Origin of the sequence: Aeromonas sp. R3-1 (genome assembly GCF_040908345.1) — a bacterium.
Taxonomy (GTDB): domain Bacteria; phylum Pseudomonadota; class Gammaproteobacteria; order Enterobacterales; family Aeromonadaceae; genus Aeromonas; species Aeromonas veronii.
The window spans coordinates 1-15,677 of the sequence record NZ_JBFODN010000256.1 but is presented as its reverse complement, the minus strand read 5'-3'; the positions used below and the strand labels follow the sequence as shown (position 1 = coordinate 15,677).

General features: G+C 61.0%; 14 protein-coding genes. 1 reads left to right on the top strand and 13 read right to left on the bottom strand.

Going from position 1 to position 15,677, the window contains the following annotated elements; all coding sequences use genetic code 11:
• From exeI to AB5Y85_RS17545, 13 genes are all read right to left on the bottom strand, one after another.
• Positions 1 to 261 (bottom strand): GspI family T2SS minor pseudopilin variant ExeI (gene exeI, locus AB5Y85_RS17605; RefSeq protein WP_368221886.1); only part of this gene is annotated, 261 nt, incomplete at its 3' end.
• Positions 258 to 830: a GspH family T2SS minor pseudopilin variant ExeH gene (gene exeH, locus AB5Y85_RS17600; protein ID WP_368221885.1), complete on the bottom strand. Its 573-nt coding sequence runs from the start codon at positions 828 to 830 to the stop codon at positions 258 to 260. The genes exeH and exeI, both read right to left, overlap by 4 nt.
• A gap of 44 nt (positions 831 to 874) precedes the next feature.
• Positions 875 to 1,306: a GspG family T2SS major pseudopilin variant ExeG gene (gene exeG, locus AB5Y85_RS17595; protein WP_257123442.1), complete on the bottom strand. Its 432-nt coding sequence runs from the start codon at positions 1,304 to 1,306 to the stop codon at positions 875 to 877.
• Between the two features lie 97 nt (positions 1,307 to 1,403).
• Positions 1,404 to 2,624: a GspF family T2SS innner membrane protein variant ExeF gene (exeF, locus tag AB5Y85_RS17590; RefSeq protein ID WP_005338296.1), complete on the bottom strand. Its 1,221-nt coding sequence runs from the start codon at positions 2,622 to 2,624 to the stop codon at positions 1,404 to 1,406.
• A 1-nt stretch (position 2,625) separates the two neighbouring features.
• Positions 2,626 to 4,131, bottom strand: a complete 1,506-nt coding sequence (gene exeE, locus AB5Y85_RS17585) for a GspE family T2SS ATPase variant ExeE (protein WP_005338295.1) — start codon at positions 4,129 to 4,131, stop codon at positions 2,626 to 2,628.
• On the bottom strand, positions 4,131 to 6,167 hold the full coding sequence (gene exeD / locus AB5Y85_RS17580; protein ID WP_257123440.1) for a GspD family T2SS secretin variant ExeD: 2,037 nt from the start codon (positions 6,165 to 6,167) through the stop codon (positions 4,131 to 4,133). Before exeD ends, exeE begins: the two co-directional genes overlap by 1 nt.
• A 21-nt stretch (positions 6,168 to 6,188) precedes the next feature.
• The gene (gene exeC, locus AB5Y85_RS17575; RefSeq protein ID WP_306459288.1) at positions 6,189 to 7,022 is read right to left on the bottom strand and encodes a GspC family type II secretion system variant ExeC; all 834 of its coding nucleotides are present in this window, start codon (positions 7,020 to 7,022) and stop codon (positions 6,189 to 6,191) included.
• 227 nt (positions 7,023 to 7,249) lie between these two features.
• On the bottom strand, positions 7,250 to 7,942 hold the full coding sequence (gspB, locus tag AB5Y85_RS17570) for a type II secretion system assembly factor GspB (RefSeq protein ID WP_257687118.1): 693 nt from the start codon (positions 7,940 to 7,942) through the stop codon (positions 7,250 to 7,252).
• Positions 7,942 to 9,510: an ExeA family protein gene (locus AB5Y85_RS17565; RefSeq protein ID WP_040065846.1), complete on the bottom strand. Its 1,569-nt coding sequence runs from the start codon at positions 9,508 to 9,510 to the stop codon at positions 7,942 to 7,944. The genes gspB and AB5Y85_RS17565 overlap by 1 nt, the downstream gene beginning before the upstream one ends.
• Positions 9,511 to 9,837: 327 nt before the next feature.
• Complete coding sequence (locus AB5Y85_RS17560) at positions 9,838 to 11,283, bottom strand: HD domain-containing phosphohydrolase (RefSeq protein ID WP_257123437.1); 1,446 nt, start codon at positions 11,281 to 11,283, stop codon at positions 9,838 to 9,840.
• A gap of 56 nt (positions 11,284 to 11,339) precedes the next feature.
• On the bottom strand, positions 11,340 to 12,461 hold the full coding sequence (locus AB5Y85_RS17555) for a beta-ketoacyl-ACP synthase III (protein WP_257123436.1): 1,122 nt from the start codon (positions 12,459 to 12,461) through the stop codon (positions 11,340 to 11,342).
• Between the two features lie 54 nt (positions 12,462 to 12,515).
• Complete coding sequence (locus AB5Y85_RS17550; protein WP_257123435.1) at positions 12,516 to 13,679, bottom strand: VWA domain-containing protein; 1,164 nt, start codon at positions 13,677 to 13,679, stop codon at positions 12,516 to 12,518.
• Between the two features lie 3 nt (positions 13,680 to 13,682).
• A complete protein-coding gene (locus tag AB5Y85_RS17545; protein ID WP_100654238.1) occupies positions 13,683 to 14,525 on the bottom strand; it encodes a MoxR family ATPase in 843 nt (280 codons plus the stop codon).
• Between the two features lie 159 nt (positions 14,526 to 14,684).
• Between AB5Y85_RS17545 and cysK the strand changes: the two genes are divergently transcribed.
• The gene (cysK, locus tag AB5Y85_RS17540; protein ID WP_257687117.1) at positions 14,685 to 15,653 is read left to right on the top strand and encodes a cysteine synthase A; all 969 of its coding nucleotides are present in this window, start codon (positions 14,685 to 14,687) and stop codon (positions 15,651 to 15,653) included.
• The last annotated feature ends 24 nt before the right edge of the window (positions 15,654 to 15,677 follow it).

The following is a 15,677-nucleotide window of genomic DNA, read 5'->3' as shown; positions in this document are numbered from 1 at the left end:
GGCGACGCCGCGATAGCGCCAGTACCAGGTGCTGCCCGCCATCTGCTCATCCCCTTCCACCCAGCTGTCGCCGGGCCACTTGTTCTCGAGCTTCTGCTGCACCAGCTGGTTCTCTACCACCCAGGTGGCGAGTGTCTTCTGCTCCAGATAGTTGAGGGCCGAGAGGTGTTCGCTGGCGGTTTTCATTACCGCGAGACCCGCGATGGCAAAGACGGCCAGTGCGACCATGACTTCGAGTAGTGTCATGCCCCGGGCTTTCATTCGCTCACCTCTTCATCTTCATCGCCGGTGAGCAGGGTGAGGCGGCCGAACTCGTCCCCCTTGACGATGCGGGTGTAGCGGGCATCCTCATCCTGCTGGGTGAAGGTGAGCACGAACGGGCTCAGCTCGCCGCCTGGGAAGATGAGCAACTGCGGCGTGNGCTCCTTCTCGTCGCGCTTCTGTTCGGTTTTCTCGTCGGAGTCCGGCTGCCAGCCAAAGCCTTCCAGCTCCAGCGCCAGCGTCATGTTCTCGGCCAGTTGCACCGGCCCAAGTTGCTTGTCGCCAGTCAGGGCCAGCCACTTGCGATCCTTGGCCTGACGCTGCATAAACTGCCAGCCGTTATCCTCGATACGAATGCCCACCAGCCGACCATCCATCACCGCATACTCCTGCGCCAGCTGCAGGGTCGCCATCAGGCGGCGCGCCTGCTTGTCCAGCTCCCGATCCCCTCTGGCGCCTCCCATGCTGAGGGTGACGGCGGTAGCCACCAGCCCCATCAGCATGGCGACCAGCAACACTTCCAGCAGGGTAAAGCCGGATTGGCGACGGGCAGATGGTGCAGCCCTCATTCGGACTGCTCCAGCAACACAGAGTGCACGCGGCGGTTAATCACTTATTGGAAATCCTTCAGGTTCCAGTTGCCGATGTCGTCATCGGTACCGGCTTCGCCATCCTGACCCATGGAGAAGATGTCGATCTTGCCGTACTGGCCCGGGCTCAGCAGTTGATACGGGTTGCCCCAGGGGTCTTGCGGCAGGCGCTTGATGTAGCCGCCATCGCGGTAGCTGCGCGGCGCCGGGTCGATGGAGGGTTTGGTCACCAGTGCGTCCAGACCCTGTTCGGTGGTCGGGTAGCGGTTGTTGTCCAGCTTGTACATGTCGAGGGCATTTTCCAGCGCCACGATGTCGGAGACCGCTTTCTGCTGGTCAGCCTTTTCCTTGTTGCCCATCAGGTTGGGCACCACCAGACTGGCCAGAATGCCCAAGATCACGATGACCACCATGACTTCCAGCAGGGTAAAACCGGATTGACGACGTTTGTTCATGAGTTGCTCCGTAACGAATGAGATGGGATAGCCCATCAGAGAGTGATCACTGGGTGGGTTCGACGGGCCGCCAGCGGGGCTATCGAACGCCGGAAACTTACATATTCACCATATTGTTGAGCTCGAGGATCGGCTGCAGGATCGACATCACGATAAACAGCACCACCCCGGCCATGGAGACCACCAGCATGGGTTCGAACACCCCGAGGGCGATATTGACCTGGGATTCAAACTCCCGATCCTGGTTGTCTGCCGCCCGCTCCAGCATACTGTCGAGCTCGCCGCTCTGCTCGCCGGAGGCGATCATGTGCAGCATCATGGGCGGGAAAATCTTGGTCTCGGTCAGCGACTTGCGCAGACTGGTCCCCTCGCGCACCCGTTCGGCGGCTTCAAGAATGCGCATTCTGGCAAAGTCGTTGGAGAGCACTTCGCCGGAGATTTTCATCCCCTCCAGCAGCGGCACCGCACTGGCGTTGAGGATGCTTAAAGTGCGAGCGAAGCGGGCGGTGTTGAGACCGCGACTGACTCGGCCAATCACCGGCAGGCCGAGCAGCACCTGATGCCAGCGTCGGCGACGCTTTTCATCGGTGAGCCACCAGCGCCAGACAAAGCTGCCAAGGAAGATCAGCAGCAGGAACCAGAGGCCATAGGCCTGCATCAGTTCGCTGGTGCCGATGAGAAAACGGGTGGTGCCCGGCAACTGCTGACCCATGTGTTCAAACTGGGCCACCACCTTGGGCACCACGGCGGTAAGCAGGATCGAGATAACCCCGATGGCGACGCAGGTGAGCACGATAGGGTAGATCATCGCCTGCAGCAGCTTGGTGCGCATGTGCTGGCGCTGCTCGGTGTAGTCGGCAAGGCGGTTGAGCACCTTCTCCAGATGGCCCGATTTTTCACCGGCCGCCACCATGGAGCGAAACAGCTGGTCGAATACATGTGGAAAAGCCCCCAGCGAGTCGGCCAGCGAATAGCCTTCCACCACTTTGCTGCGCACGGTCGCCACCAGAGAGCGCAAGTGCGCCTTTTCGCACTGCTCGGCCACTGCCTTGAGTGCCTCTTCGATGGTGAGACCGGCGCCCACCAGAGTGGCCAGCTGGCGAGTGATCAGGGCCAGCTCGGCAGTGCTGGCACCACGACGAAACAGGGCGAAGCGGGTCGCTTCCCGTTTCGCCTTCTCGGTGGTCTCGTTCACCTCGAGGGGAGTGAGCCCCTGTTCGCGCAGCAGCTGGCGCACCTGACGGGCCGAGTCGCCCTCCATTACGCCGCTCTTGCTGCGTCCCTTGTTGTCGAGGGCCTTGTATTCGAATGCCGCCATCTCAATCTTCCCGGGTCACGCGCAGCACCTCTTCGAGGCTGGTTTGCCCCTTGAGGACCTTGTCGATGCCGTCACGGCGGATGCTGGGGGTGTGGCCGCGGATCAGCCGCTCGATGGCGAGCTCACCGCTGGCACTGTGAATGGCTTCACGCACCGCTTCGTCGATCACCACCAGCTCGTGGATGCCGGTCCGGCCACGGTAGCCGGTGTGGTTGCACAGCTCGCACCCGACCGGACGCCACACCTGCTGGTCGGGGGCCAGCTCGATGCCCATGGCGAGGCGCTCCTGCTCGGTGATGGGACGCGGGGCGCGGCAATCGGGGCAGAGGGTGCGCACCAGCCGCTGGGCCAGTACCGCCAAGAGCGACGAGGAGAGCAGGAAGGGCTCGATCCCCATGTCCCGCATGCGGGTGATGGCGCCGATGGCGGTGTTGGTGTGCAGGGTCGACATCACCAGGTGACCGGTCAGCGACGCCTGCACCGCAATCTGGGCGGTTTCCAGATCTCGAATTTCCCCCACCATCACCACATCCGGATCCTGACGCAAGATGGCGCGCAGGCCGCGGGCGAAGGTCATGTCCACCTTGGTGTTGACCTGGGTCTGGCCCACCCCTTCGAGGTCATATTCGATAGGGTCCTCCACCGTCAGGATGTTGCGATCCCGCGAGTTGATTTCAGACAGCGCCGCATAGAGGGTGGTGGATTTACCGGAACCGGTCGGGCCGGTGACCAGAATAATGCCGTGGGGCTTGCGAATAAGCTCGCTGATGATGGTGCGGTTGGCCGCGGTCATCCCCAGCTGCTTGAGCTCGAGGCGCACGTTGTTCTTGTCCAAGAGACGCAATACCACCCGCTCGCCGTAGCTGGACGGCATGGTGGAGACCCGCACGTCGACGGCGCGACCGCCGATACGCAACGAGATACGGCCATCCTGCGGTACCCGCTTCTCGGCGATATCCATCCGCGACATCACCTTGATCCGCGAGACCAGCAGTGAGGCCAGCTTGCGATGGGGGCGCAGGATCTCCCGCAGTACCCCATCGATACGAAAACGGATCACCAGTGCCCGCTCGAAGGTCTCGATATGGATATCGGAAGCCTCCTCCTTGATCGCCTCGCTCAACATGGCGTTGATGAGGCGAATGATGGGGGCGTCATCATCGGCATCCAGCAGATCTTCGCTTTGCGGCAGCTCTTCGGCCAGCGCGAAGAAGTCCATCTCGTTGCCGAGATCTTCCATCAGCTGGCGCGCCTCGGAGGAGTCGCGCTGATAGTGGGCCATCAGCAGCTCTTCGAAGGCCTCGTTGTCGAGCTGCTCAACCGCGAAGCTGCAACCCGCGACCCGCCGCACTTCCAGCAGGGCCTGCGGGGTGACGCCAGGGCGGCACTGCAGCACGGGGGCGCCGTCCCGCTCAATCAGGATCACCCCGAAATTGCGGGCAAAGACAAAGGGGAGCTCGGGCAGTGGCGCAGGCCCGACGCTTCCATCCAGATGGTAGGCACTCATCAGGGCTTACTCTGCACAAACGGGGTGGTGGTCTCGACAGTGTTCTGCTGTCTGCTCCGCATCTCGTTGATCTGCTTCTGGATCTCTTTTTGCAGCTCGGGCGACACCATCACATCCTGGCCGTAGACCGGTAATACCTGGCGCTTGGGCGAGGTGAGGTACCCTTCTTGAGCTGCCGCTTCCAGTTGTTCAGCACGGAACAGGGAATATTTGTTATTGGATAGGCCGGAGTACACATCGGCATCACGCAAAATTGTCGGGCGGATAAAGACCATCAGATTGCGCTTGGAGGTTGAGTTGGAGGTGGAGCGAAACAGATAGCCCAGCACAGGAATATCACCGAGCAGCGGTACCTTGGAGATTTCTTCTTTGGTCTGTTCATCCATCAAACCGCCAAGCACGACTGTTTCACCGCTCTTCACCAATACCGAGTTTTTCACTGTACGGGTATCAAATGTTGGACCCAGGCCTGAGGTACCTTCAGCCTGTTTGCCAACACTGGAGACCTCCTGCTCGATATTCAGCAGCACCGAATCCCCTTCGTTGATCTGAGGGGTGACGGTTAACTTGGTTCCGACCGTTTTGCGCTCAATGGTATTGAAGACGCTGTCACTACTGGTCGAACTTTGAGTGCCTGTCTGGACAGGTACTTCCTTGCCTGCATTGAAAGAGGCTTCCTTGTTGTCCATGGTGACGATACTCGGGGTCGAGAGAATATCGTTCTTGGTATTGGAAGCCAGCGCTGTCGTCAGCATGGCCCAGTCGCCGTGATAGAAACCGGCGGCCATGCCATTTACGGTCGACATGAGTTTGGTAATGGGTTCCGGATTCCCGTTATCTTTGAGCTTGTCTGCTGTGACTTTCGAGGTAATGGGAACTCCGGTATCGGGATATTGAATCGAACCATAGTCGGCATGATTCCACTGTACCCCGAGGTTCAGACCATCGCTGTCAGCTATTTCGACGATGATCGCCTCCACCAGCACTTGGGCGCGGCGGATATCGAGCTTGGCCACCACCTGCTCCAGTTCGGACATCACGTCCGGCTGGGCGGTGATGACCAGCGCATTGGTGGTCTCGTCAGCGGAGATGGCCAGCTTGCCACCGCCGATGCTGGCGCCACCTGTGGTTGCGCCGCCGCCCTTCTTGTCGGCCTCAATGCTGGAGCTGACCCCCTTGAGCACCTCGACCATATCTTTGGCCTTGCCATATTTGAGGTAGAAGACCCGGGTGTTGCCCTGGCTTTGCAGGTCGCGGTCGAGCTGGCGCACCATCTGGATGATGCGGGCGCGCGCTTTCGGCTCACCACTCACCACCACAGAGTTGGTGCGCTCGTCGGCCACCACCTTGGGGGAGAGCAGCAGGGAAGCGGTGCCCCCCTGGGGGTTGCCATCCTTGTTGAGGTTGGTCACCAGCCGCACCATTTCCCCCGCCGAGGCGAATTTGAGCTTGATGATGTCCACATCCTGATCGCCTGCGCGGTCGACCCGGTTCACCACCTCCACCAAGCGGTTGACCACGGCGGCGCGGCCGGTGATGAGCAGCACATTGGAGGGCTCGTAGTGCACCACGTTGCCACCACCGGCGTTGTCGTTGAGCTGGCGCAGCAGTGGCGCCAGTTCACGGACCGAGACGTTGCGCACCGGAACGACCCGGGTCACCATCTCGTCGCCGGAGCCCGGGTTGCTGCCATCCACCACCGGAATGGCGGAGGTCTTGGCATCCCGCGAGCGCAGCACCTTGAGCACACCGTTGTCCATCGGCACCACGGCAAAGCCGTAGACGTCGAGCACGCTCAGGAAGAACTGGTAGTACTGCTCCTCATTGAGCAGGTCGTAGCTGCGCACGTTGATCTTGCCGCGCACCGAGGGCTCTATGATGATGGTTTTATTGAGGTTCTTGCCCACCGTATTGATGAACTCTTCAATGTCGGCGTTCTTGAAACTGGCAGAGTATTCGGTGGCCCAGGCTGAGCCCGCCATCATCAGTGCCGCTGCGATAGTGGCCAGACGCCAGCTTTTCCCTTTAGTGGTCATTATTGGTACGACTCCAAATCATTATTCTGACAAGCGCACATAGATGTCGAACTGTTCGCCCTGTCGCTCGACGGTCACTGTCATTTCCGTTGCGCCAGCCATCTGCTGCATCGCCTGCATGGCTTGCATGTTGTCCCGTAAATCCAGCCCGTTGATGCTGATGGCCAGGTCATTGGCCTGCAGCCCGCTCTGGTTGAAAAACTCAGGATTGCTGCCCGGATTGAGGCGATAGCCGGTCATGCGGCCATCCACCTGAACCGGTGAAATATTGAGGTAATCGGTGATCTTGCCCGGATCGGCCATCAGCTCGCTGCGCAGGGATCCAAGGGGGGCGGCGTTGGTCTGCGGCAGCGGCTTGCCATACTCCTCGCCATCCAGCATCAGGGTCTCGTCGCGGCCATCCCGCTCGATGATCACCCGATCCGGATAGACCTGCCGGATCCGCGCCTGGGTGCCGTCAATCATGTCACCGACCCCGTAGGAGTTCTGGATGCCGGACATGGCGATGATGGCGATGGATTTGGCGGGATCCGAGCTCGCCAACACCCCGTTGAGCTGGGCATTGAGTTGGGTACGCGGCGCATTGGCGGCCACGGCGGCTTTGGCCTGCGCCTTGGGGATCGCTTTGCCAAACAGCGCCAGTCGGCTTACCTCGCCCAGTTCAAGGCGCGGGGTGCGCTGGCCGCTGACCGCCACGGCGGAGGGTTGCCACGGTTGGCTGGTTTGCGGACTTGCCAGGGTGAGCAGACGCCAGGTGAGGGCGGCGCTCTGCTGGGCCAGCATGATCAGCAGCGCCAGAAAGGCCACCTGGGTGACTCTGGTCATGGGAAGCCGCCGGCACTGGGCCAGCAGCATGGTCAAAATGTCATCCCTGAATCGTAGCGTCATATTAATCAACAAATTCCAGGCTCTGGGGCGGCTGCGTATTGTGTACGGCCGGTGGCTGTGACACAACGGGTCGGGGCGCGCCAAACCGTAAAAATGGATATTTCATCACACCGTAAACCTTTGAATGCTAACAAAAGTGGCGCTCAGGTGAGGTGCATCCTGCTTGCCAGTGAACATCAGGGTACGGTGCGTACTCACCCTCGCCAATCCTGCAGCGCCTTGAGGGTCACGCTCTGTCCGGCGACCTGCAGCACTATGTATTGCTGGTCGATGGTGGCGAGCATGACTCCCGGGGCGATTTCGCTCCCTTCCCGGTATTCCCGGCCATTGAGCACTACGGCCCGCTTGGCGGGGTTGGAGGAGAACACATGAGAGCCGTAGCTCAATTGCGGCACCTGCTGGCGCACCGACTGGGGTGCCGAGCCCAGCGCCATCAACTGGGCTGGTTGCACGTTCTGGCTGGCGGCGTGTGGCGTCTCCTGCAATGGGGTTTCATTGAGGGCTTTCATCAGCTGCTCGGCCAGACTCAGCGCGGGGGCATTCTCCTGACTGGTCCCTTCGTTTTTGGCCACTGCTCTGGGTTGGGCCACCGGCTTCGGCAGGGGCGGGGGGAGCGGACGGGTAGCCATTGCCTTGGGTTCGACCCGCACGAAGGGCGGGGTGATCACCTCTTTCACCTCCACCTTCTCCTCGATGGGGCGCAGGTGGATCAGATGCCAGCCATAGTTGGCGCCCACCCCCAGCAGCAAGGCCAGGGGAGCCAGCAGCCAGCCGATGCGGCGTGGGCTGCGCTCCTCTTCCCGGGGCATGGGCAAGCCCATAGCCGGAATATGGGCGGAGAGTTGCGGTTGCTGCGCACGGCGCAGCGCCTTGAGCAGGGTAGACATCAGGAGGCCTCCTCCAGTCTGGGCATGGGTTCACCGGAGAGGGCGTTGAGACGCAGCAGGGTGTTGCTGCCCGCGATGCCATCAGGGGTGAGCCCCTGATCTCGCTGGAACTGCTGTAGCTTGTTCTTGAGCTCGCCATCGAAACGGCGCACCTTGCGCTCGGGTTGCTGCAGCGCACGGCTCAGGGCATTGTCGAGCCACTGGATCTGGGTCTGACCGGCATTGCTGGCGATCAGGCTGACGCCCCCTTTCGGCATGCGCCAGAGCAGGGTGTAGCTGCCGCCCCAGTTGTCGCTGAGCCACTGGCGATCCACCTGCCAGCTCTGGTCACCTATCATCAGGCTGGCCTTGTTCGGCCCCAGATTGACCAGGGTCGCATAGTAGAGGCCGCCAGTCTGGTCAGTGAGCGTGATCATGGCGGGATACTGCAGGGCGCGCAGCTCGTCGAGGCTTGCCTCTCCCTCCTGACAGCGCAGACCGGCACGGGGCGCATTGTCACAGGTTGCCTCGAACGGTTCCGGTTCATAACCCCAGACCCGATAGAGATTCTGCATGGCGCTGTCGGGGTCGATGGCCTGATTGATTGCCTCGGTCAGCTGCTCCTGCTGCTCGGCGGTTTCGTCGATGGTGACCGGCACCTCGACCTTGACTACCGGACGGGTGGGGAACACGCCGAAAAATTGCCAGCCCCACCAGCCTGCGGCCACCAGCAGGGCGCCCGCCAGCGTCACCATCAGACCGGAGGCCCAGCTTCCTTCGTCCCGCACGCCATTGACCTCGAAGGCTGCCTGGCTGATATCGCTGTGGACAATCTTGTAGCTGCCACGGGCGAAAGCGGCGATCAGAGCGCGGTCGCAGATGAGGTTGATGAAACGGGGGATGCCGCCACTCAGGCGATGAAGCGTCTTGATGGCGCGCGGGGTGAAGATGGGTTGTACGCAGCCTGCGACTTGCAGCCGGAAGCGGACGTAGGCATCCACATCGCTATGAGAGAGCGGCAGCAGGTGATAGCGGGCTGTAATGCGCTGGGCCAGCTGACGCAGCAGGGGTTGGCGCAGCATCTGTTGCAGCTCGGGCTGACCGATCAGCACCACTTGCAGCAGTTTTCGTTCGTCGGTTTCGAGGTTGGTGAGCAGACGCAGCTGCTCCAGTACGCCGGGCAGCAGGTGCTGCGCCTCATCCACCAGTACCACGCTGCGCTTGCCTGCCGCCAGGTTGGCCAGCAGGTGATCGCGAATAAGGTCGAACAGCCGCTTGATCCCGGCATCTTCGGGATAGGGGAGTTGAAACTCGTCGCAGATGGCAGCCAGCAGATCCCGTTCGGTCAGGGAGGGGTTGAGGATATAGGCGATCTCGGTCTCGGCGGGGAGCTGTTGCAGCAGGCAGCGGGAGACGGTGGTCTTGCCGGTGCCCACTTCGCCGGTCAGCAGCACAAAGCCGCCGCCATCCTGCAATCCATAGTTGAGATGAGCAAGGGCTTCGCCGTGGCGCTCGCTCATATAGAGGTACTTGGGATTGGGCGAGATGGAAAACGGGTGTTCCGAGAGGCCGAAGAACTGTGTGTACATGAGGGTATTCTTTTGTAGCCGGCGACAGATGAAAAATGTCTCCGGATGATAGCAAACCTCGCTTTCATTGAAAGCCATCATTGGCGCCGGAGGGCAAATTGCGGCCTTTTCCTGCCATCTTGTGATCCCGGTTGCGTCATTGGCACGAACCCGGATCACAAAATGACAAAAAATAGCTGTAAATAAAGGGAAATATCAATATGGGCACGGCGTGGCAAAGGCTGTCAGCATGGCGCTGAACCGGCAATGGTCAGACCTGTTTGTGTACAATTTATGACACCGGTTGCCCTGTCAGCCATCAGGGCAAGCTGGTCGGCATGTACTTGCTCAGTGGTGATCCTGAAACTGCGCGGCAATCTCTCTGAACTGCGTTTCACAGGCGAGAAACGCCGCGACAATGCCGGGATCAAAATGGCTGCCGCTCCCCTTCACGATGATTTCCTTCGCTTCCTCATGGCTGAAAGCAGGTTTGTAGACCCGTTTCGAGATGAGGGCATCGTAGACATCCGCTACCGCCATCAAACGCCCGGAGAGGGGAATGTCCTCACCCGCCAGCCCAGCCGGATAGCCGCTGCCATCCCACTTTTCGTGGTGGGTGAGGGAGATCTCCCGGGCCAGCCGCAAGAAGGAGTTGGAGCCCAGCTGCGCCTCGGCGCTCGCCAGCGCATCGGCGCCGATCTGCGGGTGGCGCTTCATGATGGCGAACTCCTCGTCGGTCAGCTTGCCCGGTTTGAGCAGGATGGCATCGGGAATGCCCACCTTGCCCACATCGTGCAGGGGAGCCGACTTGAACAGCAGGTCGATGGTGGCGTCATCGAGCGGATAGCGATCCCAATCGCTGCGACTGAGGTATTGCGCCAGCGCCTTGACGTAGTGCTGGGTGCGAATGATATGGGCGCCGGTTTCGTTGTCCCGGGTCTCCGCCAGCGAGGCGAGGCCAAGGATAGCCACGTCGCGGGTCAGGTTGAGCTCGTCGCTGCGGGATTTCAGCTCACCGATCATCTGATTGGTGCTGGCGGCGATAAGGCCGAACTCGTCATCCCGGGTGACCGGCACCCGGGCGTCGAAGTCACCACACTGCACTCTGGCCATGGTGCGGGTCTGCTGGCGCAGGGAGAGGCCGAGATTACGACCATAACCGTGAATAATGAGAGCGAGATAGCAGAAGGTCACCGTCATCACGAAGGCGATCTCCCACAGGATGTAGTGCTGGGCCTCGACCCTCGGCAGGCTGCGCTCCACCGTCACCAGCCACTCCAGATCTTTGTTGAACAGCAAGAAGAATACGCACCCCAATAAGGTGAGGGTTGCCAGGGTAAAGAGGGTGAACTTGCGTGGCAGCGGCATGGCCAGCGGATGGCTCAGTGCCAGGCTCTGCTCGGCTTGCCGTGCTCTGGCCCGATGCCAATCTCGCTCCAGAGTCAGGTCGGCCGCCACCAGAAAGCCGAGGGTGGTCATCCCCAGCAATACCTTGAGGTGACTCTCCAGCGGAAAGTCGTGGGCCAGGGCGTTGTAGCCCGAGAGCAGCAGTGCTCCCAGCAGGTAGAAACCGACCTCCAGTCCAAACCCATCCAGCCCGTTACGCGGCAGGGGCCGCCTTGAGAGCAGGCGGTTGCGCACGGCGAACATGATGGCGAACGTCACCAGCGTCGGCCCCAGCAGCTGGGGCAGAGTGAGGCTCTCAAGAAACGGGCAAACCTGCCAGCCATAGAGACAAAAGAGTGACAGGGTTACCCCGTAGTGCAGGGCGCAGCGCCCCGAGATTCTCATCATGATTTCACCTGAACAGCGTTTTTGTTGTTATGGCCGCCGCGACAGGCACGCCATCCTCAGCACCGTTGCAGCAGCAGGCTACCGATGGAGTAGCCGGCGCCAAACGAGCAGAGGACGCCGCGCGCCCCGACAGGGAGGTCGCGATTGTACAGATGAAACGCGATGATGGAACCCGCCGAGCTGGTATTGCCATAGCTGTCGAGAATGACCGGCGCCTCCTGCTGGCTGGCATCGTGGCCCAGCAGCTTGCGGCCGATGAACTGGTTCATGGTGAGGTTGGCCTGATGGAGCCAGAGCCGGCTCAGGGAGTCTGCTGCCCAACCTTGTTCATCGAGCTGGCAGGCAATCTGGTCGCACACCAGTGGCAACACCTCCTTGAACACCTTGCGACCCTGCTGGCGAAACAGCTTGTCGTCGCCGTAGCGGGTACGCGGGCTCAGCCGGTTCAAAAAGCCGAAGTTGTTGCGGATGTTGTTGGAGTACTGGGTCACCAGCTTGCTTGCTACCAGTTGCCACGGATTGGCCACCTTGCAATCGGCCTCCCGCTCCAGCAGTACCGCGGTACAGGCATCGCCGAAGATAAAGTGGCTATCCCGATCGCGAAAATTAAGGTGCCCCGAGCAGATCTCCGGATTGACCACCAGCGCCAGTTTGGCGCTGCCTGCCGCCAGCATGTCGGCTGCTGTTTTGATACCGAAGGTGGCAGACGAGCAGGCCACGTTCATGTCAAAGGCCATGCCGCTCGCTCCCAGATAGTGCTGCAGCTCGATGGCCAGCGCCGGATAGGGGCGTGGCATGTTGGATGCCGCCACTATCACCAAATCGATCTCTCCCGGCTCGCGGCCGGCGGCGATCAGCGCCTGTTCGGCGGCGGCCACCGCCATCTCCACCATGATGGAGGGCATCTCATCGGGCCGCTCTGCCAGCAGCGGCTGCATGATGTCGGGGTTGAGCACTCCCTCGCGGCTCAACAGATAACGGCTCTTGATGCCGGAGGCCTTCTCGATGAACTCGCAGCTGGAGTGCTGCTTGGCGGGGAGCTGGCCGGCGTCGATGGCGGAGGCGTTCTCCTCGTTGTAGAGATCCACATACTGGTTGAAGGCGGCCACCAGCTCTTCATTGCTGACGGCAAAGGGTGGGGTATAGAGGCCTGAGCCACTGATCACGATAGAGGTCATCTTTGCTCCTCGCCGGGTGCGTTCCCGGCTTGTCGGTTTATAGGGGTGAGAGGGTTACAGCTGATCGATCGCCGCAGCAAGACCCGCCAGGGTCAGCGGATGCATCCGCCCGCCAACCACGTCATTCATTAGCTTGATGGAGGGGTGCCAGAGCCACTCCCGCCGCGGGGTGGGGTTGATCCACACCAGTTTGGGAAAGTGTTGCTGCAATCGGGTGAGCCACACCTGACCCGACTCCTCGTTCCACTGCTCGACACTGCCGCCGGGCCAGGTGATCTCGTAGGGGCCCATGGTGGCATCACCTACCAGGATCACCCGGTAGTCGCTGCCGTAGGTGCGCAGCAGCCGCAGGGTATCGAACCGCTCCTCAAAGCGGCGGGCGTTATCCTTCCAGACGAAGTCGTAGAGGCAGTTGTGAAAATAGAAGTACTCCAGATGCTTGAACTCGTGGCGCAGGGCGGAGAAGAGTCGCTGTACCTCGGCCACGTGGGCATCCATGGAGCCTCCCACATCGAAGAAAACCAACAGCTTCACCCCGTTGTGGCGCTCGGGCCGCAGCTTCACATCGAGCCAGCCCTGGCGGGCCGAACTTTTTATGGTGTCGTCGAGATCCAGCTCGTCGGGGTTGCCTTTGCGCACCCAGCGCCTGAGTTTGCGCAGCGCCAGCTGGATGGCGCGCTGGCCGAGCGGCGAGTCGTCGCTGAAGTTGCGATAAAGTCTGGCCTCCCACACCTTGGCCGCTTTGCCGTGCTGCCCCTCTCCCCCCATGCGGACGCCCTCGGGGTGAAAACCGCCGTGGCCAAACGGGCTGCTGCCACCGGTTCCCACCCACTTGTTGCCACCGGCGTGGCGCTCTTTCTGTTCGCTTAACCGCTGGTTGAGGGTCTCCAGCAGCTTGTCGAGTCCGCCGAGGGATTTGAGCAACGCCTTCTCCTCTGGGCTCAACAGCCGTTCGACCTCCTTGCGCAGCCACTCCTCGGGCAGGCTCTCCGGCAGCAGGGGAATGGCTTCCAGCCCCTCATAGTATTCGGCGAAGGCGCGATCGAAGCGATCGTAGTGAGCCTCGTCTTTTACCAGCAGGCAGCGGGAGAGTTGGTAGAACTCGCCCATATCGATGGTGACCAGCCGGGCGGCCAGCGCGGCGTGCAAGTCCAGCAGCTCACGCAGGCTGCAGGGGAGCTTGTGGCGGCGCAGATGGGTAAAAAAGTCGATCAGCATGAGTCAGCTGCCGCGTCGGGCCAAAAAGGCGAGCTTCTCGAAGAGATGCAAATCCTGCTCGGTCTTGAGCAGAGCGCCATATAGTGCGGGTACCAGCTTGCCGGGTTCGCGGGCGCGCATCGCCTCGGGGGCGATATCGTCGGCCAGCAGCAGGCGGATCCAGTCCAGCAGCTCCGAGGTGGAGGGCTTCTTGCGCAGCCCCTCTACCTCGCGCAGCTCGAAGAAGAGATCCATCGCTTCGCCAAGCAGGCTCTCCTTGAGGTCGGGGTAGTGGAGTTTGACGATGGCCTGCATCTCGGCCTTGTCGGGGAAGCGGATGTAGTGGAAGAAACAGCGGCGCAGGAAGGCATCCGGCAGCTCTTTTTCGTTGTTGGAGGTGATGATGACCACCGGACGCTGGCGTGCCCTGACTCGCTCGCCGGTCTCGTAGACGTCGAACTCCATCCGATCCAGCTCCAGCAGCAGATCATTGGGGAATTCGATGTCGGCCTTGTCGATCTCGTCGATCAGCAGCACAGGTCGCTGCTCGGCGCTAAAAGCCTGCCACAGTTTGCCCTGGCGAATGTAGTGGCTGATATCGGCTACTCTGGGGTCGCCGAGCTGGGAATCGCGCAGCCGGGCCACCGCATCATATTCGTAGAGTCCCTGCTGGGCCTTGGTGGTGGACTTGATATGCCAGGCAATGAGATCGGTGCCAAGATGATCGGCGACCGCTTCTGCCAGCACCGTCTTGCCGGTGCCCGGCTCCCCTTTGATCAGCAGCGGTTTTTCGAGGGTGATGGCGGCATTGACCGCCATCTTCAATGCATCGGAGGCGAGATACTGGCTGCTTCCTGAAAATCCCATAACGTCGGTTCCTTTGACGATTGGCTCCCGGAGTCAGGGGCCAGAGAGAATAAGCTCTATATGTTGTAATACCATATGGTTATAACGAATAGTCACTTCTCATTCAGAAACCACAGGGTAATCTTGTTTCATCGTCGTAACAAACACAGGGATAGCGCCATGAGCAAAATTTTTGAGGACAACAGCCAGACTATCGGTCACACCCCGCTGGTTCGTCTCAACCGTGTTACCAAAGGCCGCGTGCTGGCCAAGATCGAGAGCCGCAACCCCAGCTTCAGCGTAAAGTGCCGTATCGGTGCCAACCTGATCTGGGATGCCGAGAAGCGCGGTATCCTGACCAAGGGTAAGGAGATTATCGAGCCCACCAGCGGCAACACGGGTATTGCTCTGGCCTTTGTCGCGGCAGCTCGCGGCTATCCCATCACCCTGACCATGCCGGCCACTATGAGCCTGGAGCGCCGCAAACTGCTCAAGGCGCTCGGTGCCAATCTGGTGCTGACCGAAGGGCCGCTCGGCATGAAGGGGGCCATTGCCAAGGCCAACGAGATCCTCGAGTCCGAGCCGGGCAAGTATGTGTTGCTGCAACAGTTTGAAAACCCGGCCAACCCGGAGATCCACGAAAAGACCACCGGCCCCGAGATCTGGGATGCCACTGACGGCGAAGTGGATGTGTTCGTAGCCGGGGTCGGTACCGGCGGCACCATTACCGGTGTCTCCCGCTACCTGAAGAAGACCCAGGGCAAGGCGGTGGTCTCTGTCGCGGTCGAACCGGCCGAGTCGCCGGTCATCAGCCAGAAGCTGGCCGGGGAAGAGATCAAACCGGGCCCCCACAAGATCCAGGGGATCGGCGCCGGCTTTATCCCGAGCAACCTGGACCTCTCCCTCATCGATCGGGTGGAGAAGGTGACCAGCGATGAAGCCATCGAGATGGCCCGTCGCCTGATGGAGGAGGAGGGGATCCTGGCCGGTATCAGCTCCGGTGCTGCGGTGGTGGCTGCCAGCCGTCTTGCCGAACTGCCGGAATTTGCGGGCAAAACCATAGTGGTCATCCTGCCGAGTGCGGCGGAGCGTTACCTCTCCAGCGCCCTGTTTGCCGGGGTGTTCAGCGAGCAGGAGCTGCAGCAGTAACTGATCGGAATCTTTCAAAACAGC